This is a genomic window from Arthrobacter monumenti (genome assembly GCF_054511255.1).
In genome coordinates, this window is the sequence record NZ_JBTNCY010000004.1 from 133,171 (window position 1) to 156,896 (window position 23,726).

23 protein-coding genes are annotated in these 23,726 nt (G+C 63.5%); 8 read left to right on the plus strand and 15 right to left on the minus strand.

Annotated features, from left to right (window positions below):
- Positions 1-32: 32 nt before the first annotated feature.
- Positions 33-338, minus strand: a complete 306-nt coding sequence (locus ACX80B_RS07230) for a hypothetical protein (RefSeq protein WP_459294568.1) — start codon at positions 336-338, stop codon at positions 33-35.
- A 275-nt stretch (positions 339-613) separates the two neighbouring features.
- Between ACX80B_RS07230 and ACX80B_RS07235 the strand changes: the two genes are divergently transcribed.
- Entirely contained in the window at positions 614-1,462 is an 849-nt protein-coding gene (locus tag ACX80B_RS07235; RefSeq protein WP_459294570.1) for a DUF4352 domain-containing protein, read from the plus strand.
- Positions 1,463-1,538: 76 nt separating this feature from the next.
- Here ACX80B_RS07235 and ACX80B_RS07240 read toward each other — a convergent pair whose 3' ends face one another.
- From ACX80B_RS07240 to ACX80B_RS07255, 4 genes are all read right to left on the minus strand, one after another.
- Complete coding sequence (locus tag ACX80B_RS07240; protein WP_459294572.1) at positions 1,539-1,946, minus strand: VOC family protein; 408 nt, start codon at positions 1,944-1,946, stop codon at positions 1,539-1,541.
- Positions 1,947-2,040: 94 nt separating this feature from the next.
- Positions 2,041-2,526: an SRPBCC family protein gene (locus ACX80B_RS07245; protein WP_459294574.1), complete on the minus strand. Its 486-nt coding sequence runs from the start codon at positions 2,524-2,526 to the stop codon at positions 2,041-2,043.
- Entirely contained in the window at positions 2,523-2,885 is a 363-nt protein-coding gene (locus tag ACX80B_RS07250) for an ArsR/SmtB family transcription factor (protein WP_459294576.1), read from the minus strand. The genes ACX80B_RS07245 and ACX80B_RS07250 overlap by 4 nt, the downstream gene beginning before the upstream one ends.
- Before the next feature lie 191 nt (positions 2,886-3,076).
- Positions 3,077-4,666: an MDR family MFS transporter gene (locus ACX80B_RS07255; RefSeq protein WP_459294578.1), complete on the minus strand. Its 1,590-nt coding sequence runs from the start codon at positions 4,664-4,666 to the stop codon at positions 3,077-3,079.
- A gap of 392 nt (positions 4,667-5,058) precedes the next feature.
- Here ACX80B_RS07255 and ACX80B_RS07260 point away from each other — a divergent pair, with 392 nt between their 5' ends.
- Entirely contained in the window at positions 5,059-5,742 is a 684-nt protein-coding gene (locus ACX80B_RS07260; RefSeq protein WP_459294960.1) for an ornithine cyclodeaminase family protein, read from the plus strand.
- A 67-nt stretch (positions 5,743-5,809) separates the two neighbouring features.
- Here ACX80B_RS07260 and glsA read toward each other — a convergent pair whose 3' ends face one another.
- Positions 5,810-7,624 (minus strand): glutaminase A, encoded by a 1,815-nt coding sequence (glsA, locus tag ACX80B_RS07265; protein WP_459294580.1) that lies wholly within the window; start codon positions 7,622-7,624, stop codon positions 5,810-5,812.
- 9 nt (positions 7,625-7,633) lie between these two features.
- Positions 7,634-10,486: an FAD-binding and (Fe-S)-binding domain-containing protein gene (locus ACX80B_RS07270; protein ID WP_459294582.1), complete on the minus strand. Its 2,853-nt coding sequence runs from the start codon at positions 10,484-10,486 to the stop codon at positions 7,634-7,636.
- Between the two features lie 167 nt (positions 10,487-10,653).
- Here ACX80B_RS07270 and ACX80B_RS07275 point away from each other — a divergent pair, with 167 nt between their 5' ends.
- Complete coding sequence (locus tag ACX80B_RS07275) at positions 10,654-10,974, plus strand: putative quinol monooxygenase (protein WP_026535811.1); 321 nt, start codon at positions 10,654-10,656, stop codon at positions 10,972-10,974.
- A 28-nt stretch (positions 10,975-11,002) separates the two neighbouring features.
- Here the strand turns inward: ACX80B_RS07275 and ACX80B_RS07280 are convergent, their stop codons facing one another.
- The 3 genes from ACX80B_RS07280 to ACX80B_RS07290 are packed head-to-tail and all read right to left on the minus strand — an operon-like array spanning position 11,003 to position 14,625.
- Positions 11,003-11,734 (minus strand): IclR family transcriptional regulator, encoded by a 732-nt coding sequence (locus ACX80B_RS07280; protein WP_459294584.1) that lies wholly within the window; start codon positions 11,732-11,734, stop codon positions 11,003-11,005.
- 3 nt (positions 11,735-11,737) lie between these two features.
- On the minus strand, positions 11,738-13,306 hold the full coding sequence (locus ACX80B_RS07285; protein WP_459294586.1) for an N-acyl-D-amino-acid deacylase family protein: 1,569 nt from the start codon (positions 13,304-13,306) through the stop codon (positions 11,738-11,740).
- A 38-nt stretch (positions 13,307-13,344) separates the two neighbouring features.
- On the minus strand, positions 13,345-14,625 hold the full coding sequence (locus tag ACX80B_RS07290; protein ID WP_459294588.1) for a type III PLP-dependent enzyme domain-containing protein: 1,281 nt from the start codon (positions 14,623-14,625) through the stop codon (positions 13,345-13,347).
- Between the two features lie 158 nt (positions 14,626-14,783).
- Here ACX80B_RS07290 and ACX80B_RS07295 point away from each other — a divergent pair, with 158 nt between their 5' ends.
- Genes ACX80B_RS07295 through ACX80B_RS07305 form a run of 3 tightly spaced genes read left to right on the plus strand, consistent with a single transcriptional unit; the run spans position 14,784 to position 16,714 of the window.
- Positions 14,784-15,692 carry a sugar kinase gene (locus ACX80B_RS07295; RefSeq protein WP_459294590.1) on the plus strand — a complete coding sequence of 303 codons (909 nt, stop codon included), beginning with the start codon at positions 14,784-14,786 and terminating at the stop codon, positions 15,690-15,692.
- A gap of 1 nt (position 15,693) precedes the next feature.
- Complete coding sequence (locus ACX80B_RS07300) at positions 15,694-16,299, plus strand: bifunctional 4-hydroxy-2-oxoglutarate aldolase/2-dehydro-3-deoxy-phosphogluconate aldolase (RefSeq protein ID WP_459294592.1); 606 nt, start codon at positions 15,694-15,696, stop codon at positions 16,297-16,299.
- A 4-nt stretch (positions 16,300-16,303) separates the two neighbouring features.
- On the plus strand, positions 16,304-16,714 hold the full coding sequence (locus ACX80B_RS07305) for a rhodanese-like domain-containing protein (protein ID WP_459294594.1): 411 nt from the start codon (positions 16,304-16,306) through the stop codon (positions 16,712-16,714).
- 117 nt (positions 16,715-16,831) lie between these two features.
- Here ACX80B_RS07305 and ACX80B_RS07310 read toward each other — a convergent pair whose 3' ends face one another.
- On the minus strand, positions 16,832-17,218 hold the full coding sequence (locus ACX80B_RS07310) for a RidA family protein (protein WP_459294596.1): 387 nt from the start codon (positions 17,216-17,218) through the stop codon (positions 16,832-16,834).
- A 54-nt stretch (positions 17,219-17,272) separates the two neighbouring features.
- Complete coding sequence (locus tag ACX80B_RS07315) at positions 17,273-18,607, minus strand: MFS transporter (RefSeq protein ID WP_459294598.1); 1,335 nt, start codon at positions 18,605-18,607, stop codon at positions 17,273-17,275.
- A 192-nt stretch (positions 18,608-18,799) separates the two neighbouring features.
- Here ACX80B_RS07315 and ACX80B_RS07320 point away from each other — a divergent pair, with 192 nt between their 5' ends.
- Together ACX80B_RS07320 and ACX80B_RS07325 are read left to right on the plus strand one after the other, a co-directional pair.
- A complete protein-coding gene (locus ACX80B_RS07320; protein ID WP_459294600.1) occupies positions 18,800-19,516 on the plus strand; it encodes a helix-turn-helix transcriptional regulator in 717 nt (238 codons plus the stop codon).
- Between the two features lie 86 nt (positions 19,517-19,602).
- Complete coding sequence (locus tag ACX80B_RS07325) at positions 19,603-20,406, plus strand: IclR family transcriptional regulator (protein ID WP_459294602.1); 804 nt, start codon at positions 19,603-19,605, stop codon at positions 20,404-20,406.
- Positions 20,407-20,473: 67 nt separating this feature from the next.
- Here ACX80B_RS07325 and ACX80B_RS07330 read toward each other — a convergent pair whose 3' ends face one another.
- The 3 genes from ACX80B_RS07330 to ACX80B_RS07340 are packed head-to-tail and all read right to left on the minus strand — an operon-like array spanning position 20,474 to position 23,710.
- A complete protein-coding gene (locus ACX80B_RS07330; RefSeq protein WP_459294604.1) occupies positions 20,474-22,057 on the minus strand; it encodes a GMC family oxidoreductase in 1,584 nt (527 codons plus the stop codon).
- Positions 22,054-22,656 (minus strand): hypothetical protein, encoded by a 603-nt coding sequence (locus tag ACX80B_RS07335; RefSeq protein WP_459294606.1) that lies wholly within the window; start codon positions 22,654-22,656, stop codon positions 22,054-22,056. The genes ACX80B_RS07330 and ACX80B_RS07335 overlap by 4 nt, the downstream gene beginning before the upstream one ends.
- Before the next feature lie 22 nt (positions 22,657-22,678).
- Positions 22,679-23,710: an NAD(P)-dependent alcohol dehydrogenase gene (locus ACX80B_RS07340; protein ID WP_459294608.1), complete on the minus strand. Its 1,032-nt coding sequence runs from the start codon at positions 23,708-23,710 to the stop codon at positions 22,679-22,681.
- Positions 23,711-23,726: the final 16 nt, after the last annotated feature.

Sequence of the window (23,726 nt, forward strand, 5' to 3'; positions counted from 1 at the left end):
TTTTCCTGTCCGGCCGAACGGGAACGGGATCCCTAGCCGTGGTTCGTCGAGAACATACGCTCGGACCCGGACATCCATGCGGCGATCACCAGATAGCCGCTCCCGAACGCGAGGAGATCATCATCCCACCGGCGGATCTTTTTGCCGCGGTCCGTGCGCAGCAGAAGCACGGCCACGGCAATGTTCATTGCGGACCAGATCCCATTTACCGCGGGACCGGATTGCTTGCCCGCAAGTGGCGTCAGGTGGCGTCGCCCTGCAGCGGCAGTTGCCAAGTGGGGTGCGCTGTTGGCCGCCAACATTCCGGCAATAAACGACCGGGTTCGCGTATTCTTCATCACATGAGCCTAGTTCCTGACCTCAATTGCGGCAATAGCCGCGGCTTCGGCCTGCCACATGGGCAGGAAGGCGCAAAGCTTGTTGTTTCAAGCACCGACTTCGTATATAGTTATGTTCGGCAATTATCCTGCCCACACCCCCTCATTTCATAGCCGCTACGTGCGGTCGTAAAAAATGTCGGAGGCAGACCATAGTGTCGCTTATGTGGGGCTGACGTTGTCTCACTGGCCCCTGGGGAACGGGGCCAACATCACTCGCATCTCAAGGGGAGATCATGTCGAATCATCAATATCATCCTGCTCCGAACCCGGACGCAGGGTACGGTTATCCGCCGCAGCCGGCGGCTCCGCGTGGCAACGGCGTGGGAGTCGCTGCCCTCGTTGTCGGTATCGTCGCAATAGTTGTGGCCCTGATCCCGCTGCTGGGCATGGTCTCCTTCTTTCTGGGGCCGGTCGCTGTCATTCTCGGCGTCATCGGACTCTTCCTGAAGAACCGCAAGAAGGGCACGGCAATTACCGGAGTCATTCTGGGCGTCCTCTCCGTCATCGTCGCCGCCATTTGGACAGCGGCACTCGGCGCTGGAGTCGAGGCCATGGATAAGTCGTTGAATGCCGAGCAGGCCGTTGAGGCACCCGCCAATGAGGGGACGCCCGCCGACGAGGCCTCAGCAGGCAAAGACGCAGCAGGCGATGAAGCAGCTGCTGAAAAAGAGGCAGAGCCGGCTTTCCCAGGCGCACAGGAAAGTGACGTCGTCGGTAAAGCCGGGGACGAACTCAAGTTGGGTGACGTCACGGTCACGTCTCCTGCCCTGACCGAAGGCGCTAATCCGGAGCTTGCCGGGCCAACCCTGTGCTCGACAGTGTCATTGACGAATACCTCGGACGAAACCATCGACTTCAATGGCTTCGATTGGAAGATGCAAGAGCCGGGCGGGACGATCCTTGACGTCGGCTTTATGGGCAGCGACAACATTCTCAGCGCTGGGCAGATCGCACCGGGCGGAACCGCGAGCGGTGACGTTTGCTTCGACAGCAAAGGTGCACAGTCCGGCACATACGTAATGCTCTACGAGCCGATTTTCTCGTTCTTCTCCGATCGAGGCGCATGGATTAACGAACGCTGATTCACAACACTTCGGACGCTGAGAGCCGCAGCCGGACCTGGTCCAGCTGCGGCTCTGCTGTCTGAAAGCGGTCTGGTCACTGCCGGGGGATAAGCGGCTTGTCTTCCCGTACTTTCATCTGTTGCACGGTCCAGGTGTTGCCGTCCGGGTCGCTGAAACCGAACAACGTGCCGCCATCGCGCTCGTCGATGACAACGACCTCGCCAGCGTCAACACCCCGGCCGAGCAGTTCCTCCCGTGCGGCATAGGCATCGGCGACCACCAGTTGCAGACCCCGCATCGAACCCGGCTCCATCTCCTGCTGTGCTGGCAGGGTTCCAATGACGATCGAGCAGCCGGAACCTCGCGGAGTCAGCTGGGCAATATCCATCTGCTCATTAACCGTGTGGTGGTCCAGGTCGAAGCCGAGCTTGTCCCGGTAGAACTCGATAGCGCGGTCGATATTACTTACCGGGAGCAATACCACCTCCAGCGTCCAGTCCATGCCTGGGTTCCTTCCTATGTCAGCAATTCTTCGACGTTTGTATCCCGCGGTCAGGTTGGGGCGGCGCGCACTGGGGCGCGCCGCCGTCGTACTTCTATGCCACACGCTGACTGGAGAGCAATTCATCCAGCCGTTCGTAGCCCTCGGTCATGCCGCCCTCCATGCCGGAAGCCGCCATGCCATCGCGTGCCTCCTGGGTTGGATAGACCGAATGTCCGCGGAGAAGGGTGCGTCCGTTGCCGAGATCCTCGAACGTCATGAATTCGAGGCTGACCACGTCCGGATAGCCGCCGAACTCGAAGGTCTGGATGGCGAACTCGTTCTCCCGGACCGTGTGGAAGATGCCGGTGAAGGTGTAGGGAACGCCGTCGGGGCCGGTGTGGATGTAGCGGTAGCTGCCGCCGGTGCGGAAATCGTAGTGGTCGATCTCCATCTTCATGCCCCGCGGTCCGAGCCATTGCTTGATGAGCTCGGGTTCCTTGTGGGCGCGGAAGACATCCTCAACGGGGAAGTCGACTTCGCGCTCGTAATCGATGAAGGGGAGATTTTCCGGAACAGTGAGTTTCAGAGCGTTGCTCATGATGGATCCTTTGTCTGCGGGCCACGTGAAGCGGCCTGTTCGCTAAGCACGGCATCGAGGCTGCGGAACTGCTCCTCGCGGACCAACCTGTAGCGGTCGATCCAGGCGGTGAGCGCCTCCAACCGTGCGGGGTCCAGGTGCACGGGCCGGCGCTGGGCATCGCGTGTCCGCGTGACCAAATGCGCCTGCTCGAGAACCTGGATGTGCTTCGAGACCGCTTGCTTACTGATCGCGAAGGGTTCCGCCAGTTCGTTGACTGTCGCCGGACCACGGCTGAGCCGGGCGATGATGCGGCGGCGGGCCGGATCGGCGAGGGCAAGGAAAGCCCTGTCGAGGAGGTCGTCGTCGCTGGTGTTCATGGCTCTAATCAACGTTTCTCTTTATAAACCGATTGGTTGATTACAAGTTACTCCTGGTCGGGAGGGTCGTCAATAGGTCTGCGCGAACTTTTTCCGGATTCAAATCCACCACTGACGAACTGGACCTTCATCCGCAGCGTCGGCTTGTACTGCTTTCGCGTAAAGGGTTCGTGTTCGTCAGTCCAGCCCGGTCAGGGTTCGACGGCGACTGGCTGCCTGTCGTCGTCGTAGTCCCCGATGACATCGGTGGGTTTACGGATGAAGAACGCGGCGACGATGGCGACCAGCGAGATGATCGCCCCGGTCATGAACGCCGCCCGCACGCCACCGGCGACGGCGATTCTTTCCGCAGCACCGGCGGCGCCCAGATTTGCGGCCCCGATCGACATCACCGTGATGAACAAGGCGGTGCCGATGGCGGCCGAAACCTGCTGGGTGGTGCCCACGATGGCGCTGCCGTGCGAATACAAGTTGCGGGGGAGCGAGCCGAGACTGGCGGAGAACAACGGCGTGAAGAGCAGCGCCAGACCGACGCTCAACGTCATGTGCGCGGCCACCAGTTGCGGGGCAGTGGTGTTGACGGTGACGGTGCTCAACACCCACAGCACCGTGCTCACCAGGATCGTTCCCGGCAGCACCAGCACGCGTGGGCCGAAGCGGTCGTAGAGCCTGCCGACGAAGGGTGCGAGCAGGCCCATGATGAGTCCACCAGGCAGCAGCATCAGACCGATCTGGACCGGTGGGAATCCCAGCACCTGCTGCATGTAGATCGGCAAGAGGATGATCGTGCCGAACAGAGACGACATCATGATCACCATCATCGCGACCGCCACCCTGAAGATCGGCGAACGGAAGGTGCGCAGGTCCAGCAACGCCCGGTTGGCGCGCTGCAGCAACCGCTGGCGCAGGAGGAAAGACGCCAACGAGACGGCACCCACGACCAGGGCGATCCACATCGGCGCCGACGACTCGGCCGATCCGCTGTCCGCGCCGACCTGGCTGAGGCCATATAGGAGTCCGCCGAAGCCGAAGGCCGAGAGCACAACCGAGAGGACGTCGATCGGTATTTTCCTCGGCTCGGTGACGTTTTCGACCCGGCGGTAACCGATGATCAGCATGGTCACGGCAATCGGCAGCACGATCAGGAACATCCACCGCCACGACAGCGTGCTCAGGATAACGCCGGAAATGGTCGGGCCAATGGCGGGCGCCACGGAGATCACGATGGAGACGTTGCCCATGGTCTTGCCGCGCTCGTTCGACGGCACCAGTGTCATCAAAGTCGTCATCAGCAGCGGCATCATGATCGCCGTTCCGGACGCCTGGACAATCCGTCCCAGCAGCAGCACTTCAAACCCGGGAGCGACGGCGGCAATCAGCGTCCCGGTGCAGAACAGGCTCATCGCGGCGATGAAAACCGGCCTCGTATTAAACCGCTGCAGCAAGAATCCAGTAATCGGAATGACCACCGCCATGGTCAACATGAACGCCGTCGTCAACCACTGGGCCGCGCGGGCGGTGATATTGAGGTCGATCATCAATTCGCGGATGGCGACGCTCATAATGGTCTCGTTCAGGATGACGACGAACGCCGCTCCCAGCAGCAACCGGATGACCAGCTTGTTCCGGCCGGAGTGGTCAGGTGCACCACCTGAGTGACCGGGTGCGCCACCCGAGTGGTCAGGCGCACCACCCGAGCGGTCAGGCGCCTCTGCCGTGCTGCCAACATCGGCGCGCGCCGCTGCCGACGTCGTCGTTTCGGCAGGGCTGTGTTCTGTCACGGATGTGTCCTATCAAAAATCTAAGGTACTGAGGGGAGTGCTGCAGGGTGGAATTGCTGAAGAGGCCGACAGAGAAGGATAACCCTCGAATGTACCCGCGCATTCCCTCCTCATAATAAAAGGGAGGAAAAGGAGGACCAACATGAGAACCGAAACGGATCCGCCGTGGTTCAGCGCAGCCGACATCACGACCAGGATCAGCCCCGGACGGGCACGCCGTCTTATCCAGCAGGTGCTCCAAAGCGATTTCGATCCGGCATCGGATCCGGACCGGATCAACAGCCCTGCCGGTGCCGGCCACCTGCTGTTGATGCCGTCCGTTCTGGGCGATTGGGCCGGGGATCAAGATCGCCTCCGTCTCGACGGACAACCCGGCGCGTGGCCTGCCTCGGATTCAGGCCACGTACCTGCTGATGGATGCGCAGACCCTGACCACGCAAGCGATCCTGCAGGGCTCCGTCCTTACGACCCTGCGGACGCCGGCGATGTCGGCCGTGGCCGCGGACGCCTTGGCACCCCCTGAGGCGGAACATCTGGTTGTGTTCGGAACCGGCCCGCAGGCGCTCGCCCACATTCAGGCATTCGCCGACATCCGCTCCCTCAAGCACATATCCGTCGTCGGCCGTAACCCCGCCAAGGTGGACGCCGTCGTCGTCGAAGCCCGGTCCTGGGGACTGCCCGCGGGCCCGGGAACGGCGGCGGAGGCAGCCGAGGCGGACATTATTGTTTGTGCCACGTCGGCGGCCGAGCCACTGTTCGATGGTTCCGTGGTGAAGGATGGTGCCTGCGTCGTCGCGATGGGATCGCATGAAACCGACCGCCGTGAACTGGACTCCGCGCTGATGGGCCGGTCTCTGGTTGTGGTCGAGGACATCGGAGCGGCGCTGCGGGAGGCCGGTGACGTTGTGATGGCAATTGACGACGGCGTCCTCGGCCGGGACGCGCTGGTCTCCGTCCGCGATGTGGTCACCGGTGCGGTCACCCGGGCCGATGATCGGCCGAATGTGTTCAAAGGCGTCGGTATGTCGTGGCAGGATCTGGCTGTCGCGAGGGGCGTTGTAGAACCGGAGCTCTGAGCCGGGCCAGCTGCGGCGCTCGCAGCCAGACGGGTGCGTGCTTCCGTGCTGGCTTGCCCGGCTGGCCTCAGTCCCGGATCCGGACCGCCGTCTCCCGAAGGTATTGGTCCACCCGGGTGTACGCGTCGCGGGTGAGCGCCCGCCACAGCTGAACCGCCAACCGCGGGTCTTCCTCCTCCAGCTGCTCGATCGCCTCAGCGCTGAGCACCATGAGTTTCACCGCGCCTTCGGCCTTTTCCGTCGTCTCCTGCCGGTCCTCGCTGCCCAGCGCCAGTTCGCCGAAAGTCATGCCCGCGCTGAGGGTCGTCAGTTTGACGCGCTGACCTTCGGGACCTGTCGTGATGGTGCTGATCCGGCCGGAAATGATGAAGAAAACGCCACCGAACCGCTGCCCCACGCGGCGTACGATATCGCCGTCGTCGTACATTTTTGGTTCCATCCAGGCCGCCAGCGCCTCCGCATCCGCAGGCGTCAGCGTGCTCAACGCCGGCGAATCCGTCACCGGGACCGCATCCGGCAGGCTCTGTTCGTCGCCGAATTTTGTGATCAGCCGGTTTTCAGCGAATTCGACGGCGGCCCTGCGCGTTTCGAACGTCGGCACCGCCCGGGCCGCGTCCTGAAAGGTGGCGGACAGCGAACCTTCGCCGTCGATCAGCACCAGCTCCCGGCCTTCGTCGGAAAGGCCTTCCTCCAGCCTGGCCAGCATCCGCATGGCCACCCCGCCGACCTCGTCCACCCGGCGCAGGTCAAGCAGGACAAGTTCGACGTCGGCCTCCAGCGAGCTGATTTCCCGCACCATCGATTCGGCGCCGGCAAAGAGCAGGTCGCCGTTCAGCTCGATCACCCGGGCCCGGTGGCCGTGCTCGCTCAGGATCGCCGCCGCTTCCTCGTTGCGGCGCACGCCCGACGGCGTCTCGGTGATGTCGTAGCTCGCGCGGATCGCGGACTTTCCCGCGCGTGCCGAGCGGACGAAGTGCATCTCCATGTCGTGCGAGAGCCGTTGGCAGGTGGCCAGGCCGCGCACGCTCGCGCCGTGTTCGTCCAGCGGCGGCGAGAAGACGGCCACGCCGACCTGGCCGGGCAGTACCGCGATGGTCCCGCCGCCGACTCCTGATTTGGCAGGCATGCCAACGTCGCTGACCCAGGCGCCGGCGTCGTCGTACATTCCCGACGTCATCATCACCGACAGCACCCGCTCCACCGGACCAATCTCCAGCGCTTGCTTGCCGGTCAGCGGGTTCTGGCCTGCGTTGGCGAGCGTCGCGGCCATGATGGACAAGTCGCGGCAGGTGACCTGCACGGAGCACTGGCGCAGGTAGTTCTCGAGCACGGAGGTGGGGTCGTCCTCGATGATGTTGAACGAACTCAGCAGGTAGGCAAGCGCGTGGTTCCGGTCGCTGTTGCGCATTTCACCCTGGAAGATCTTCTCGCTGGCTGCAAGCTTCCGCCCGGCGAAGTCCGAGTAGGTGTTGATGATGCGTTTGATGGCGGACCGGCCGCCGGAGCCCTTGATCAATCCCGTCGCGGCCAAGGCACCCGCATTGATCATCGCGTTAGCGGGACGGCCGGTGCCGTGGCCGAGCGAGATCTCGTTGAACGAATCGCCGGACGGCTCCACATCCACCTTCTCGTCGACCACATCGGTGCCCCAATCGGACAGGGCGAGCCCATACGTGAACGGTTTCGACACCGACTGCAGCGTGAACTTCTTACGGGTATCACCGACCTCGTAGACGTAGCCATCCACGGTGGCCAGGCAGATTCCGAAGTTGTTCGGATCGGCGTCGGAACGTCCCGGAGTGGCGCTGTAGGGTTCACCGTGCCTGAGCTGCGAAATTTCCGCGTGGAGGGTCCGCAGGTAACTCTCGATGGGCGACTTCATGGCACCAGCCTATTGGGTCAAACTGCGGGTTCGTTCCTCCAGCAACTCGAGCACGTGTTGGTAGTTTTCACCCGTAGCCCGCGTCATGCCCAGTTCGCAGGTGCGGTTGCAGGACGCGTGGGCGGAGGCATCCAGGGCGATGATTTCGGCGCCCTGCCGGTCGGTTGCCGATGCGGTGAGTTCGGGATGCAGCATGCCGCGGTCGCCGGCGAAGGCGCAGCATCCCCAGTTCTCCGGCACCACGACTCGTTCAGCCACCGCACCCGCGACTGACGCGAGGGCATCGTTCAGGCCCAGCCGGGTGGAGGAACAGGTCGGGTGAAGGGCGAGTGAATCCAGTTTCGCCAGCTCCTCCGCAAGTTTCGGCAGGATATGGTCGGCGGCGAACTGAACGGCATCGACGACGGCGAGTGGGCGTTGGCCGCGCACAGGAACGTCCGCCGCAATGGCACCCAACAAACCTTCCGTACAGGAGGTCGCATCGCAAATGATGGGAAGTTCGCCGTCACCGGTGGCTTCGCGCAGGGCAGCGATCGTCTTGTGGCGCATGGTTTCCTGGCCGTCGGTCAGACCCTTGGATGACCACGGCGTGCCGCAGCAGAGAGCGTCGATCCCGTCCGGCACCTTCAACGTGATTCCGGCCCGTTCGCAGAGCTGCTCGAAGCTGTACTGCACTCCACGATTGCCTTCTCCAGCCGCTCCGAACATCGTTCCCACGCAGGCGGGGAAGTAGACGGCCTCCGCTGGAGGAAGGCTGCGCCCGTCACCAACTTGCTCGCCACCCTTCCTGCGCGAGGTCCCGCCGGTGGGAAGTTCGGGGGAGTACAACGGAATGTTGTCCGCACCGAGCACGCCGCGCGCCAGTTTGTTCGGCGTAATAACGACGCTGGCGAGAACGACGCCGGCAGGCAGCTTTGCGACGGCGTCGAGCGCCACAGCGGCTCCGCGGGTGACGGTGCTCCAGTTCTTCGCGGCCGCGTTCCCGATCGTGTTCTTGACCCGCCCGTTCGCTTCGCCGCGCAGCCGCTTCACCAAGTCGCCGGTGTTGATGTCGACAGGGCAGGCCGTCTGGCACATCCCGTCCGCGGCGCAGGTCTGGACCGATTCGTAGTCGTAGTCCTTCTGCAGCTCGGCAACCAGGGCTGTATCGCCGTCGAGCCGTGCCTGTTCAATGGCGCGCAGGGTGACGATCCGTTGCCGCGGCGTGAGCGTGATGTCCTTGCTGGGGCAGACCGGTTCGCAATAGCCGCAGGAGACGCAGCGGTCCACCTCCTCGGCCACGGCCGGAGCGGTTTTGATGTGGCGCAAATGGGCCTGCGGATCGTCGTCGAGGATCACGCCCGGGTTGAGCATTCCGGCCGGGTCGAAGAGCCGCTTCACCTCGCGCATGATGTCGTAAAGTTCGTCGCCGTACTGCCGGCGCACGTACGGCGCCATCACCCGTCCGGTGCCGTGCTCGGCCTTCAACGAACCGCCCTCGCCGAGCACCAACTCCACCATGTCCTTCGTGAAGGCGCTGTAGCGGTCCAGTTCCTCGGGCGTCGCGAAGCGGTCGGTCAGCATGAAATGGATATTGCCATCCTTGGCGTGGCCGAAAATCACGCTGTTCCGATACCCATACTTTTCGAACAGCCGGGTCAGCTCCTTGCAGGTGCGGCCGAGCGCCGGAACCGGAACCACGATGTCCTCAAGCAGCGCCGTCGTACCCTGCGGCCGGGCGCCGGACACCGACGCGTACAGCCCCTTGCGCAGATGCCACAACGCCGCTCGAACGGCCGGGTCCGTCCCGAATTCCGCAGGCACACTCAGCTCCAGAGCGGCCGCGGTTTGGAGTCCTTTTTCCTGCAATTCCGCAAGCGCTTCGGGGGTGTCCGCGGAGTATTCGACCAGCAGCGCGGCATGGTCCCCCACCTCCAACCCATGGACGACGGCGGGTGCCCCGGGAAGCGACTGGCCCACCTTCAGCGACACGGCATCCATCAATTCCAGCGTCGCCGCACCGGTCTCGACCAGTGCCGGCAGGGCGGCCGTGGCAGCGTCGAGGTTGTCGAAAACCAGCAGACCGGTGGCCGTGTGCGGGAGCTTCGGGACCGTACGGAAAACCGCTTCGGCCACGAATCCCAACGTCCCTTCGCTGCCAATCATCAGATGCGCCAGCATGTCCACCGCACGGTCGAAGTCCAACAGCGCGTTCAGGCCATAACCCATGGTGTTCTTCCGGGAAAACAGCCGCCGCACCGTCTCCGCCGAAGCCGGGTTGGACCGCAGCCTGTTCGAAAGTTCCAGCAGGCCCTCATACAGGGCCGGTTCCAGTTCCCGCAGCCTGGCATCCGCATCCGTCGCGCCGGTGTCGAGGACCGTTCCGGACGGCAGCACCACCGTCATCGAATCGATCGTCTGATACGCGTTATCCACCGTGCCGCAATGCATCCCGGACGAGTTATTCGCGACGACGCCGCCCACCGTACAGGCCGTCTCGCTCGCCGGATCAGGTCCAAACTTCCGCCCGTACCGCGCCAACCGGGCGTTGAGGATCCGGACGGTGACGCCCGGCTGCACCCTCACCCGCGCGCCGTCGTCGAGCACGTCAATCTTCTTGAAGTGTTTCCGCACGTCCACCAGCAGGCCGTCGGTCACGGCCTGCCCGCTCAGGCTGGTTCCAGCCGAACGCAACGTCAGCGGAAGGCCCTGCGCGGCGGCCACCTGCAGGATCCGTCCGACCTCGTCCGCGTCGAAAGGAATGGCCACCGCCTGCGGAATCAGCAGGAAATGCGAAGCGTCGTGGGCAAGGGCGTGCAGGTCGATGGCACGCGTCTTGATCCGGTCTGGATCGGCCACCGCGGCGCGGAGCGCACTGAGCATGTTTCTCCCTCATCGTCTGTCGGGACACTCTCAGCGTAGACGCGTGCGGCCCTGTCCGGTGCCTCCGGTTCTCACCAAGCGAGAACGACCCTTTGACCTGAGGGGCGGGCAGCGAAAGACTGCTGTCACCAACACTTCCCGTCCCAGTGCTGAAAGGCGCCGAACCCATGATCTTCATCGTCGTGAAATTCAACGTCAAGCCCGATTGGTCCGACCGCTGGATCGACCTCACCCGTTCCTTCACCGAGACGACCCGCAAGGAGCCCGGAAACCTCTTCTTCGACTGGTCGCGCAGCGTGGACAACCCCAACGAGTTCGTACTCGTCGAGGCGTTCCAGGAGGATGCCGCCGGGGACCACGTCAACAGCGAGCACTTCGCCCAGGCCATGAAGGACATGCCTCAAGCCTTGGTGGAAACGCCGCAGATCATCAGCGAGAAGATCGACGCCGAAGGCTGGGGCCGGATGGGCGAGCTCACCGTCGAATAGACGCGTGCGCATACCCCCCATACGCCGACTAACCGAGCTGGCGCGCGATCTGGGTGGCCGTTTGCTGCATGAGCGGGAGGCGGGCCTTAAGAGTCTCAAGGTCTTGCACCATACGAATGGCGGTCACCGACAATGCTCCGACCACGTCACCTGAGCTCATGATCGGCACGGCGACGCAGTTCACGAAGTCCTCGAACTCTCCGTCGTCTGCCGCCCACCCCTGCTTGGCGATCGCCGCCAGCTCCACGTCGAGTTCTGCGCGCGTGGTAATCGTGTTGTTGGTGTACTTTTTCCAGTCCGTCAAGGCGAGTACTGCATCGCGCCGGGTGATGTCCAGGTTTGCGAGGATCGCCTTGCCGACGCCGCTGCAGTGAGGCTGCACGGGTGCGCCGATCCGCGAGTACATACGCACACCGCTCGCGTCTTCGACCTTGTCGACATAGATGATGGAAGTTTCCACCAGGGCCGCGAGGTGCACGGTGTTTCCCACGACCTTATGCAGACGGCGCAAGGGACCGGACGCGACCTCACGCACGTCGATGCTTTGCAATGAGCTCTGTGCGAGGGCGGCGAGGTGGAAGCCAAGGGCGTAGGTGCCATTTTTACGACGGCGGGCATAGCCAACCTCTTCGAGCGACTGCAGTTCCCGGAACATCGTCGAACGGTGGAGCCCGAACTCCTCGGCCAGTTGCGCGACAGTTTTCGGCTCGGCCGCTATGGCATCCATGATGCGGGCCGCCCGCTTCACGCTTTGCGACATTCGCTATCCCTTCACCGGCTCGCGCCGCAGCCCCCGGCCAGGCAACTCTGGCTGTAGTTCTCCGCCAACGAGCACGGGCACGCCAGCGACGAGAACGTCATCAATGCCAACGGCCTCGCCCAGCGGCGACATATACGTTGCGGTGTCAGTGACCTCCGCCGGGTCGACGACGATGAGGTCGGCGATCCAGCCTGGGGCGATACGGCCGCGCCTGCCCAGGCGGAAGCGCTGTGCGGGCATCGCGGACAGGTGCGAGGCGGCCTCCGGCCACGACCAGGTGGGTGTCTCGCGCACGTACTCGCGCAGATAGCGGGCGAAGGTGCCGCGGGCCCGCGGGTGGGGATGAGCACCGATGAAGATGCCGTCGGATCCACCGATGTGGCCAGGATGGGCGAAGATGCGTGCGAGTTCTGCGACAGGCCGATCGTACCGGACGGCCATGACCGCGTTCACCTGGAGCCGTGCGGCGGCGAGAATGTCGAGGGCAAAGTCGATCGCGTCGGTGCCGGCGCGCTCGGCAGCCTCCCTTACGGTGAGACCGTGTGCCCAACCGAATCCGGGCGCTGCGACGTGCCCAAGTGTGATCATGTCCGGCCACTCCGGGCCAAGGCTCGCCTTGCGGTCGACCTCCGGGAACCAGTCCCGGCGCAAACGCTTCCGTTCGGTCGGATCGGAGATCATGTGAACCACCTCATCCACCGGCCGGGCCGACAGCTCAGGAGGCAGAAGCGGCATCGCGAGCAGTGTGCAGCCGCGGGTGTACGGGTAGGCGTCGAAGCTGACGTCAGCGCCCCCATGCTCGAGAGCGTTGAGCTGACCGAGCACGATGTCGGCCTCCGCATGGAAGTGCGACACGTGGACACGTATTCCGGATGCTGCCGCAATTGCCGCGATCTCATCGATGCCCTCGGCCGAGTTGGCTTCGTAGCCGCCGCGCATATGACTGACATAGACACCCCCAGCGCGCGCCACGGGCAAGCATAGGGCGGAGATTTCCTCGGTGTTCGCGAAGATGCCGGGAACGTAGTCGAGGCCGGTCGACAGGCCGACGGCTCCTTCACTCATGCCTGTTTCCACGAGGTCGGCCATTGCGGAGCTTTCGGCGGTGTCCGCCGGCGCTGTCGATCGGCCACATATCTCCCAGCGAACGGTGCCGGCCGGAATTAAATAAGCGGCGTTGAGGCGGGAAGCACCGTCGACGGCGGCCAGGTACCCCGCGACGCCGCCGCCGCTGTAACCCGGATGCGCTCCGTTGATCGCGGCAAAGTACTCCGACGCATATGCACCGTCGCCGGGGGCGTAGGAGACGCCGTCCTGGCCGGCGATAACGCTCGTCACGCCCTGGCGTAGCAACGCACGCTGCACATCGTCGTCGGTCAATAGCCCGTCGGCGTGCGAATGCGCGTCGATGAAACCCGGCATGACATAGCGACCAGCGCAGTCGATGACGTGGTCGCCCGGGCGGGCGGCATCCGCGCTGACTTCGACGATGTCCCGGCCCTCCACTACGACGTCCGCAGACCTCCCGCCGTCGCCATCGACGATGGTTCCTCCACGCAGCACCACGCGCATGCTTTGCTCCTTCACTCTGCCAGCTCTGTATCAGCCCGTTAGAAGTACGTCCGCACGAGATCAATCACTCGATCGGACTGGCTGGATTCGACGACGGGCAGATAGCGCCACTTGTCGAAAACCGTACAGGGATGAGAGAGACCGAGCGCGACAACGTGACCGATGGACACTTCGGATTCGCCAATACGCAGATAGCTGTGCTGATCGTTCATCGCTGTGACGCCAGCGTCGTTGAGAGGCGACCAGGTACGCCCCAACTCAGGTGCGACCGCCCGCGGGATCGGAAGTCCCTCATCGAACGGGAAGTCGCGTTTGCCGCCGTCGAGCAGAGCAAGGTTGCTCTCGGGGTGTGAGACGACCCGTGCAATGCCGTGCATCGCCGGCCGGAGTGGTCTTTGGACGTTCGTTCCGGCTTCGTCGAGCGGCGAAATGCCGCGGTAGAACCCGTCGTCGTGCGTGATGTAGGCACCGGAGCGCAACGTCCAGTGCGTACGGGGGTCGTCTTCTATCGCTTCGGCGTACACTTCAGCGACGATGTCGAAGTACGCGCTGCCACCGGCCGTGACAAAGACATCGCCGTCGTCATAGAGGTCGTAGATTGCCCGATGCAGTTCGAGCTGACTCTGCAAGTACCCCCGGATGGCGTCGAGCGAGCGCGACGACCTGTCGTGACCGAGGCTGCCCTCATAGCCCGCAACCCCGGCAAGGCGGATCGTGTCGGATGCCGCCGCCCGGCGTGCCACTTCGATCGCCGCGTCGACAGTACGTGCACCGGTTCGGCCACCTTCAGCGCCGAGCTCGACGCACACGTCGATGGGGTGCGGAAGTTCGACGTCGCGAAGCGCGCGTTCCATGGCCTCGAGGGTCGCTACTGAGTCGGCCCAGCACACGAATCGGAACCCGGGGTCGGCAAGCTCGCCCGCGAGGTAGCGCAGGGAGCGCGCATCCACCACCGAGTTCGCGAGCATGACGGAGTCCAGGCCGAACGACCGCGCCGTGCGCACTTGTCCCATTGTCGCGAGCGTGATTCCGAGGCAGCCGGCGTCGAGCTGCTTCTGCCACAGCGCTGGCGCCATCGTGGTCTTGCCGTGGGGCATGAGTTCCAGTCCGCGCTCGCGCGCCCACTCTGCCATGACGTCCAGATTGTTTGTCATCGCCTCGGCATCGAGGACGACGAGCGGAGTCCAGAACTCCTCGAGGCGGGGTTCGGTGCCGAGGAACTCGCGGACGGTCAGCCCGGAGGCGCGGCTCGGAAGCCCTTTGTCTCGTAATGAGAGGCGTTCTTCCGCGAGCTCATCAAGCAGAAGCGATTCCGTCATTGGCGCTACCTCCAGAAGGATGTGTGCAGTTGTTGCACAGTCTGTTGCGAATTTTAGTCTACGTAACCATGACTGACGGGACGATGCAAGCGAATAGCTATGTTGCAATAAATGCAACGATGATTGCATGAAGCGCACACAATGTGCATAGTGGATTCATGCTCCTTGAACCTGTTCCCCGCGTGATCACGATCGGCGAGACCATGGCGCTTGTCACTCCGGCATCGGCCGAACCATTGGCCACGGCGACGGATTTTCACCTCGACGCCGGCGGCGCAGAATCCAACGTCGCCTCCCACCTTGCCCGGCTCGGAGTGCATGCGGCCTGGGTCAGCGCCGTCGGTGATGACGCTCTCGGCGAGCGCCTGCGCGCTACCATTGCGGGTCGCGGCGTCGACATCCGTTGGGTCGAATCGGATGATGACGCGCCCACCGGTGTCTATTTCAAGGATCCAGGAAACGGGGTACTCTACTATCGCGCCGGTTCGGCTGCGTCCCGCATGGGGCCGGCATCGGTGGCGCACGTACCGCTCGAGGACGCGGAAATCGTGCACGTGTCCGGTATCTCGCCGGCACTCTCGCCCAGTTGCGCCGCGCTCATTGAGGCGGTGCAGGACCGTGTCGCCGCGAGCGACGCCATTCTGAGTTTTGACGTGAACCACCGGTCCGCATTGTGGGCGGAGGGTGCGGCGGCTCCTGCACTTCGATCCCTCGCCCGCCTCGCCGATATCGTCTTTGTCGGGCTCGACGAGGCCGAAACGCTCTGGGGATGCCGGACAGCCGGCGACGTGCGGGCTCTCATCCCCGAGCCTGACCGCCTCGTCGTCAAAGACGGCGGGATTGGGGCCACCGAGTTCCGCGGCGACGAGCAGGTCTTCGTCCCGGCGATTCCCACCGAGGTCATCGAAGCAGTCGGTGCCGGAGACGCATTCGCGGCCGGTTACTTGGCCGCCACCCTCGAGGATGTCGACGCCTCCGAACGGCTGCTCGCCGGTCATAACCAAGCACGTCTCGTACTCGCATCGACAAGCGATTTCATCACCAATCAACAGGCACAGAAAGGCTGATATGGTCAGCAACTCGGAATACGACGCGATCTTCGGCAGGGCGCCCCTTATGGCGATCCTGCGTGGCATGGGAGTGGAGCGAAGCCTTGCAACTGCCAATGCGGCGTGGGATCTCGGCATCGACGTCGTGGAGCTCCCCATCCAGTCGGCAGAAGACATCGAAGCCCTTCGTCTAGTGTCCGACGCCGGCCGCCACCGCGGCAAATGGGTGGGCGCCGGAACGGTGGTGACGCCAGCACACGTGGAGCAGGCTGCGGCCGCCGGGGCAGCGTTCACTGTTAGCCCCGGCTTCGACCTCGACGTCGTCCGGGCGTCGGCCGAAGCAGGACTGCCCCCGCTGCCTGGCGTCGCGACAGCCACCGAGGTGCAGATCGCGATGCGCGAGGGGCTGACGTGGCTCAAGGCATTTCCGGCCTCGCTGCTCGGAACCGGTTGGTTCGGAGCGATGCGCGGGCCGTTCCCCGGTGCGAAGTTCGTCGCGACGGGCGGGATGGACGCGTCGAATGCGCGTGAATTCCTCGACGCCGGTGTACGGGTTGTCGCCGTCGGCTCAGCCCTCGAAGACGAATCCCAGTTGCCTCTTCTCGCTCAGCTGCTGAAGGATTGAGGGGATGAGCAGGACGGGGCGGATCGCGTTCGTTGAAGCGCGGCTCGCCTACGAGATCGACGTCGTCGATGCAGCCGGGGCGCAGGCTGACGGTTCGGCGACGATTGTTGATACGCGCAAGACCCGCTCCTGGGACAACGGTCACGTAACCGGCGCGCTGCACCTGCCGTCGAACCGGCTCGACGGCGACGGCGGCTTGGACGACCTTCCGCGGGATTGCACGATCGTCGTCTATGGTTGGGGCCCCGGCTGCAACGGCGCGACGCGCACGGCGCTGGCCCTGCTCAAGCGCGGTTTCGATGTGCGCGAGATGATCGGCGGGTTTGAGTACTGGGCACGAAACGGATTTCCTGTGGAGGACGCGACGGGCGACGCGACCGGCCCCGCTGACCCAATGGTCACTGCCGAACGCTGAACAGCCGAACGCTGAACAAACGTGAACGTGAAGGGCGGATGCTGCCAGCAGGCAGCAACCGCCCTTCATACGTTCGGGCCGCCATGCACCGCACGGCGACCCGGACGGCTTATGAACCTACCTGCCCTCTGGGATGGCCGCGACGACGTCGATCTCCACGAGGATGTTCGCGAGCTGCGACCCGACCGTTGTGCGCACTGGGTACGGCTCGGTGAAGAACTCCTTGTACGCCTCGTTGAATTCGGCGAAGTCGACGAGGTCTGCCAGATGCACCGTCGTCTTCACGCAGTCGTCGAGCGTGAGACCCGCCTCGGCGAGAGCGGACTGGACGTTCCGCAGTACCTGTCGCGTCTGCTCCGCCACCGTGCCTGGCACCGCGTTGCCTTTCGCGACATCCTGGGGCCCGAACCCGGCCGTGTAGACGAAGCCGTTTGCCTCGACCACTTGGCTATACGGCCCCGCCGGTTGTGGAGCCTTCGTTGTTTGGAATGCCTTCTTTGACATGATTCCTCCTCTTTCTCTTACAGGTAATTAACGGATCGACGGATCGCGTCGCGCTCAGTCGAGTGCGTGCAGCCGCCCGGCATCCTCTATGTCAGGCCGGATCCTTGCGTATGCGGTCGCGATGATACCGATGACGGCGATCACCGCTGCATAGATAATGACCGGCCAGATGTTGCCGTACGCCGCGTACAGCGCCGTGCAGATCAAGGGGGCGAAGCCGCCGCCAAGAGTGTTTGAGAACTGGTAGCCGATGTTCACACCGGTGGTGCGGGATTCGACGTCGAACATTTCGGTCAACATTGTGTGCAATGTCGATTGCATGGCAACCCCGGGGATCACGAATCCGATGATCATGCCCAACCAGATCATGACCGCCATCTCGGTGGCAAAGAGTGTGAACGCCGGGTAGAGCAGTAGTGCAAAGGCGATACACGCGCCGATGTAGAACCGGCGGCGACCGACCTTATCGGAGATGTGGCCCCAGAACGGCGCCATGAAGATCTGGAGGACGCCGACGATCATTGTGCCGAAGAACCCGACCTGGGCCTGCGTTCCCTGGCTCACCATGTAGCCGAGTCCGAATGTCAGCACGACGTAGCCGGCGATGCTCTGTGGCAGACCTATGAAGAGTCCGAGGGCAGTGTTTTTCGGGTGGCGCAGGGCCTCCTTGAGCGGGTTCTTGCGCTTGCTGTTTTTGAATGCCGCCGTTTCCTTGTAGGCCTTGAACTCATCTGACTCCTCGAGCTTGCTTCGCAGCACGACGGCGATGATAGTGAGTACGGCGGCGAAGAGGAACGGAATGCGCCAGCCCCACGTCATGAAGAACGACTCGGGTCCAGCTGCCAGCACTCCCATAAGGCCGGCGGAGACCAGGTTCGCAACGCCCGCTCCGGTGATGAGCAACGCGCCGAAGAGGCCACGACGACCAGTTGGAGCGTACTCGACGACGAGGGTGGCCGCCGGCCCCATCTCACCACCGACGAAGAGGCCCTGCAGCATCCGGAAGAACACCAGCAGGATCGGCGCCGCGATTCCGATCGACGCGGTGGATGGGATGAGCCCCATCGCGGCCGTGCAGATTCCCATGCCGACGACGGTTATCATCAGCGACCTCTTGCGCCCGAACCTGTCACCCACGTAGCCAAACAGCAGACCGCCAATGGGGCGCAGCAGGAAGCCGACCGCGAAGCTTGCGAATGACGCCATCATCCCCATGATGGGGTCCTGGCCGGGGAAGAACACGGCCGGGAACACCGCGGCGGACGCCAGACCGTAGAGATAGTAGTCGTAGTACTCCATCATGGTGCCGATGGCACCGCCTGCCACTGTCTTGCGGTCCTTACGGGGAATTGCCCGTAGACCCCGCTCGGATTGTGCTGTTGCGGCCATAAGAGCCTCCTTACTCTTTGTATGGGATCCACCGCAGGCGCTTGGCTGAAATGATGACATATCCCTGTAAATTCGGGAAGGAGTCGTCATTCGCGTACAGTAGATGCGTAGACAAAAAGTAAAACTAGCACCTAAATGAACAGAATGTCTAGGGTGTAGACAAATTGTACGTACTCGTCGAAGGAGTGGCACATGCCGGGACAAGGGGACGCGCCGCCGATCGAAGCCACAGATCGGATGCGGGTGTTCGATTCCATCGACGAGATACTGGAGGTTTATCGTTCGGCCATGCATGCCATGGCTACGGCGGGCGGCCCAGGGTGTGAGGTGGTCCTTCATGATCTGTCGGCCGACAATCCAGACCTCGAGCACACCATCGTGGCCATCGAGAACGGCCATGTGACCGGTCGATCGGTCGGCGGACCGTCAAGCAGCCTTGGCGCCGGCGTGATTCACAATCAGGACGCGGATCACAACGCCTTCGGCTACCGCGGTTTCACAAGTGACGGGCGGCAGTTGCGCTGCTCGTCCATCTACTTTCGAAACACGGCCGGTCGCATAATCGCGGCGCTGTGCTTCAACGTCGACGTTAGCGCCCTGCAGCAGGCGCGGTCCTTGCTCGACGGCCTTCTGCCGGACGCCATCGCCGCTGCCCCAGAGCAGCCGAACGAATTCTTCGGTCAAGATCTTGTCTCGGTGATGGACGCCATGGTCACAGACGCTATCCGGGCCGCCGGTAAGCCCGTCGCGCAGATGACGCGTGAGGACCGGATCGCGGTGGTCCGAAAGCTTGATCTGCAGGGCGCTCTCCAGATGCGCAAAGGAATGGAACACATCGCAACCCGGTTGGGCATTTCGCGGGTCACTGCGTACTCCTACCTCGATGAGGCCCGCGCCGAAACCTCATAGGGCTGCGCAAGACACGGCGGGCGGGCCCGTGGACGACGGCGGCCGCAGGTTTTGGATTGTCCTTGCCGAACCGCCAATATTGAGTCATGGGACGCAATGATGCCTTAACAGGTATGGCTTCGGTGCAGAAGGCTTTTGCCCTGCTCGACGTCGTCGCGTCGGACCGGAGAGGTCTGTCGGCCAAGGAGATTTCCGCTGCCCTGGATATGCCGCTTCCCTCGGTGTACAGACTGCTGAAGGCCCTCGTGGCCTCCGAACATGTCGTGCACCTCAAGGGTGAGAGCCGCTATGGACTCGGCTACAAACTCCATGCCCTGGACGAATCGCTGCGCCGCCAAGTCGGAACGCCGGCCGCCGTTGCGCGGCTGATCCTGGAGCTGCATTCACGCGGGGATGCCGCCGCGTACTACGCCGTTCACCGGGGTGACCATATTGTGGTGGCACACGTGGTGGACTCGCCGGCCCGACGGCGGATCACGCCAATGGGATTCGGTTTCAACGACGCTGCCCATGCCACTGCCTTCGGGAAGATCCTGCTGGCAGGAATGGATACCGAGCAGCGGCGCGCCTATCTTGTGCGGCATGGGCTGCCTGCGATGACCGACCGCACCATCAGAACCGAGACCGGGCTGGAAGCGGAACTGGAACGGGTCCGCGAAGGTGGCATCGCCGTCGAACGTGAAGAATTCATTACCGGCGCATCCTGCCTCGGTGCACCGGTGACCAACGCCGCCGGCCAGATCGTCGGTTCCGTCGCCGTCTCCATGGACGCGGGGGAGTTCGACGCGCGTTCGGCGAAGGTCGCGGTGCTGCTGCGCGATACGGCGGACAAGGTCAGCCGGGCGCTGCGGGCAACATCGGTGCTCCCGCAGCGCCGTGGCGGCAAATAACCCGCCGTCCCACTTTCCGGACCGCCGTCGCTAGTGGACCGCCGTCGCTAGTGGACCGCCCGCCCCGCTAGAGTGCCGACGTCGACATTTGCTCCGCGATGTACTCCGCCTGCCGGATGGCGAGCGCCACGATGGTCAGCGTCGGATTCGCCGCGGCGCCGGTGGTGAACTGCGAGCCATCCGACACGAACAGATTCTTCACATCATGGGTCTGACCATAGGCGTTGACGACGCCGTCTTCCGGCCGTTCGCTCATCCGCGCGGTGCCCATGTTGTGAGTGGACGGGTACGGCGGCGTGTGGTGGGAGGACAGTGCGCCGACTGCTTCGTACAGCAGCGATCCCTGTTGGTAGGCGTGTTCCCGCATGGCCGCATCATTCGCGTGGTCGTCGAAGTGGACGTTGGGCACCGGCAAGCCCAACCGGTCCTGCGCATTGGTGTTGAGCGAGACGCGGTTGGACTCCTGCGGCATGTCCTCGCCGACGATCCACAGACCGGCGGTGTTCTCGTAGTCGTCGAGCAGCGCCGCGAATTCCGGACCCCACGCACCCGGGTCGACGAAGCTTGCCAGGAACGCCGGGCCAAGGGCGATCGTCTCCAGGTAGTAGCCGCCGGCGAACCCGCGGTCGACGTCGTGCCGTGACTCATCCGCGACCAATCCGGCCATCGTCTCACCCCGGTACATGTGCACCGGTTTGTCGAACTTTGCGTAGACCGATCCGGTGGTGTGCCGCATGTAGTTGCGTCCCAGCTGGCCGGAGGAGTTGGCCAGGCCGTCGGGAAAGAGCGGCGATCCCGAGAGCAGCATCAGCCGGGGCGTTTCGATGGCGTTACCCGCCACCGCGACGATCCTAGCCTTCTGACGCTGCAGGTCTCCGTCGGCGTCGACGTAGAGCACGCTGTCCACCAGGCCTTCGGCCGTGTGGGTGATCTGGACCGCCTGGCTGTTGGGCCGCAGATCCAGTTTCCCCGTCCGCAGCGCCTTGGGAATCTCCGAGACAAGCGTGGACCACTTGGACTTGTTCTTATCGCCCTGGAAGTTGAAGCCGTCCTGGATCGAGGCAGGCCGGCCGTCGTACGGTTCGGCGTTCGTCCCGTACGGACCGGTCGCGTAGTGCCGGTAGCCAATACGCTCTGCGCCGGCTGCCAGCACCTTGTAGTTATTGTTGGCGGGCAACGCCGGCCTGCCGTGACGGTGCGTACTGCCGATTTTCTTTTCAGCCTTGTCGTAGTACGGCGCAAGGTCGTCCAAGGTGATGGGCCAGTCCAGCAGGTTGGCGCCGTCGATCCGTCCGTACGTCGAGCGGGTCTTGAATTCGTGCGCCTTGAACCGTGGCGTGGCACCTGACCAGTGCGTGGTGCTGCCGCCGACGGCTTTGACAATCCAGGCCGGAAGGTTGGGGAAGTCCCGGGCGACGCGCCAGCTGCCGGAGGTGGTCCGCGGGTCCAGCCACGCCATTTGGTTGAAGGATTCCCACTCGTTATTGACATAGTCCTCGCTGGTGAGGTGTCCGCCTGCTTCGAGGACGACGACCTTGATGCCCTTTTCGGTCAGCTCGTGGGCGAGGGTTCCGCCACCGGCACCGGAACCGATGATCACGGCGACCGAGTCGTCGTCGTAGTCGAATCGGGCTGATTGTTCCTCGGTCATAGCGTCTTTGCTCCTTCGACTTTGTCGGTTCCTTTGAACAGGTCATCGACCGGTTCCTCTTCGGTTTCCTCCGATGTGGGTTTCACCCGGGCAGGGGCTGTCTGCGCAATTGCGTAGGGCAGCGGGCCGACCTCCGGCAGGTCCTCACCGCACTCTTCGATCCGGGGTTCCGGCAGCCACTTCAGGTCGTTGAAGCCCCGGTCGATATAGCCACCCTTGGAGAACGACTCGCCCTCATAGCCGAACATCTTCCAGACTTCCGGGTCGTCATAGAAGTTCAGCACCGTCGTCCGGCGGATGAAGCCGAAAAACTCCAGGTCGGTGATCCGTTTCAGCACCGCGAGGGCGCGCTCGTCGGACAGCTCCAGGAAGTGTTCCTCAGTCATGGAATCGATGGTCGAGAGCCCCTGCGTCAGGGCCACCCGGAACCAGGTGGATTCCTGCGCCTCGGTCACTATTTTCTCTGCCATCCGCTCGTACGGCCCGTCCGGTATCTGCGGATGCGGGAACGCCACCCGGATGATCCGGGTCAGTGTCTGCTTGGCTTCGGCTGTAAGCTCCAGCGCGTTGAGTGCGGAAAATTTTGCGGGAAACGCCATCGTTACCACCCTTAGGTTTCGGTTACTTGTTGAGGTTCGGGACCAGGATGCCGCGGCCGACCAACTGCCCGTTATCGAGGTCGTGCATCGCCTGGACGGCATCTTCGAGGTCGTAGGTTTGGGTGTGCAGGGTGACTTGTCCCTGCGCGGTCAGCGTCATCAGCTCCACAAGATCCAGGTACGTGCCGACCAGATTTCCGACGACGTTGATCTCGCGGGAGATGATTTCGATCGTGTCCACGTTGACCGCTCCGCCGTAGCCGATGCTGAAGTAGCTTCCCCGGTTCCGCAGGGCGGTAATGCCCGTCGACTCCGTGCCGTTTTCTCCGACGAAGTCGAACACCACATGCGCGCCGCCGTCGGTAATCTCCAGCAGCTTGCCGGCGCCGTCCGTCGAGTTGACCGTATGATCGGCCCCCAGCGACGACGCCAGCTCTAAGGCTTCGGGGGACTTGTCGACGACGGTGATTTCAGCGGCCGTGAGCGCCTTGAGGGATTGCACACCGATATGCCCCAGCCCGCCGCTGCCGATTACGATCGCATGCGTGCCGGGTGGCAACAGCGGGATGGCCTTCCGGACGGCGTGATACGCGGTCAGGCCGGCATCGGCGAGGGCCGCAATGTCCACAGGTTTGAGGCTCGAATCCAGCTTCACCACCGACCGGGCGTTCGTCTTCATCAACTCGGCCATGCCGCCGTCGACATTGAGGCCCGGGAAGGTGGAATTTTCGCAGTGCGAATCTTGTCCCGCCCGGCATGGGAGGCACAGTCCGCAGGTCACCAGCGGATGCATAATGACCGTATCTCCGGGGACGACATTGCTGACCGCGCTGCCGACCTCCTTCACCCAACCGGCATTCTCATGGCCAAGGATGTAGGGGAGTGAGGGATTTTGGATCGGATCCCACTGCCCCTCGATCACATGCAGGTCGGTGCGGCATAATCCAGCCGCACCGATCTCGACAATCACATCCCACGGCCCATCGATCCGAGGCTCGGGAACCTCATCGATCCGAGGATCTTCGTGGTAATTGTGTACCCGGACGGCTTTCATGGTCCTCCTCAGCAAC

Coding starts and splice junctions, on each gene's coding strand:
- ACX80B_RS07340 (WP_459294608.1), bottom strand. CDS start 23,710: ATGAAAGCCGTCCGGGTACACAATTACCACGAAGATCCTCGGATCGAT.
- ACX80B_RS07290 (WP_459294588.1), bottom strand. CDS start 14,625: ATGACGGAATCGCTTCTGCTTGATGAGCTCGCGGAAGAACGCCTCTCA.
- ACX80B_RS07325 (WP_459294602.1), top strand. CDS start 19,603: ATGGGACGCAATGATGCCTTAACAGGTATGGCTTCGGTGCAGAAGGCT.
- ACX80B_RS07320 (WP_459294600.1), top strand. CDS start 18,800: ATGCCGGGACAAGGGGACGCGCCGCCGATCGAAGCCACAGATCGGATG.
- ACX80B_RS07310 (WP_459294596.1), bottom strand. CDS start 17,218: ATGTCAAAGAAGGCATTCCAAACAACGAAGGCTCCACAACCGGCGGGG.
- ACX80B_RS07315 (WP_459294598.1), bottom strand. CDS start 18,607: ATGGCCGCAACAGCACAATCCGAGCGGGGTCTACGGGCAATTCCCCGT.
- ACX80B_RS07230 (WP_459294568.1), bottom strand. CDS start 338: ATGAAGAATACGCGAACCCGGTCGTTTATTGCCGGAATGTTGGCGGCC.
- ACX80B_RS07305 (WP_459294594.1), top strand. CDS start 16,304: ATGAGCAGGACGGGGCGGATCGCGTTCGTTGAAGCGCGGCTCGCCTAC.
- ACX80B_RS07300 (WP_459294592.1), top strand. CDS start 15,694: ATGGTCAGCAACTCGGAATACGACGCGATCTTCGGCAGGGCGCCCCTT.
- ACX80B_RS07245 (WP_459294574.1), bottom strand. CDS start 2,526: ATGAGCAACGCTCTGAAACTCACTGTTCCGGAAAATCTCCCCTTCATC.
- glsA (WP_459294580.1), bottom strand. CDS start 7,624: ATGAAGTCGCCCATCGAGAGTTACCTGCGGACCCTCCACGCGGAAATT.
- ACX80B_RS07235 (WP_459294570.1), top strand. CDS start 614: ATGTCGAATCATCAATATCATCCTGCTCCGAACCCGGACGCAGGGTAC.
- ACX80B_RS07240 (WP_459294572.1), bottom strand. CDS start 1,946: ATGGACTGGACGCTGGAGGTGGTATTGCTCCCGGTAAGTAATATCGAC.
- ACX80B_RS07270 (WP_459294582.1), bottom strand. CDS start 10,486: ATGCTCAGTGCGCTCCGCGCCGCGGTGGCCGATCCAGACCGGATCAAG.
- ACX80B_RS07250 (WP_459294576.1), bottom strand. CDS start 2,885: ATGAACACCAGCGACGACGACCTCCTCGACAGGGCTTTCCTTGCCCTC.
- ACX80B_RS07335 (WP_459294606.1), bottom strand. CDS start 22,656: ATGGCGTTTCCCGCAAAATTTTCCGCACTCAACGCGCTGGAGCTTACA.
- ACX80B_RS07275 (WP_026535811.1), top strand. CDS start 10,654: ATGATCTTCATCGTCGTGAAATTCAACGTCAAGCCCGATTGGTCCGAC.
- ACX80B_RS07280 (WP_459294584.1), bottom strand. CDS start 11,734: ATGTCGCAAAGCGTGAAGCGGGCGGCCCGCATCATGGATGCCATAGCG.
- ACX80B_RS07285 (WP_459294586.1), bottom strand. CDS start 13,306: ATGCGCGTGGTGCTGCGTGGAGGAACCATCGTCGATGGCGACGGCGGG.
- ACX80B_RS07295 (WP_459294590.1), top strand. CDS start 14,784: ATGCTCCTTGAACCTGTTCCCCGCGTGATCACGATCGGCGAGACCATG.
- ACX80B_RS07330 (WP_459294604.1), bottom strand. CDS start 22,057: ATGACCGAGGAACAATCAGCCCGATTCGACTACGACGACGACTCGGTC.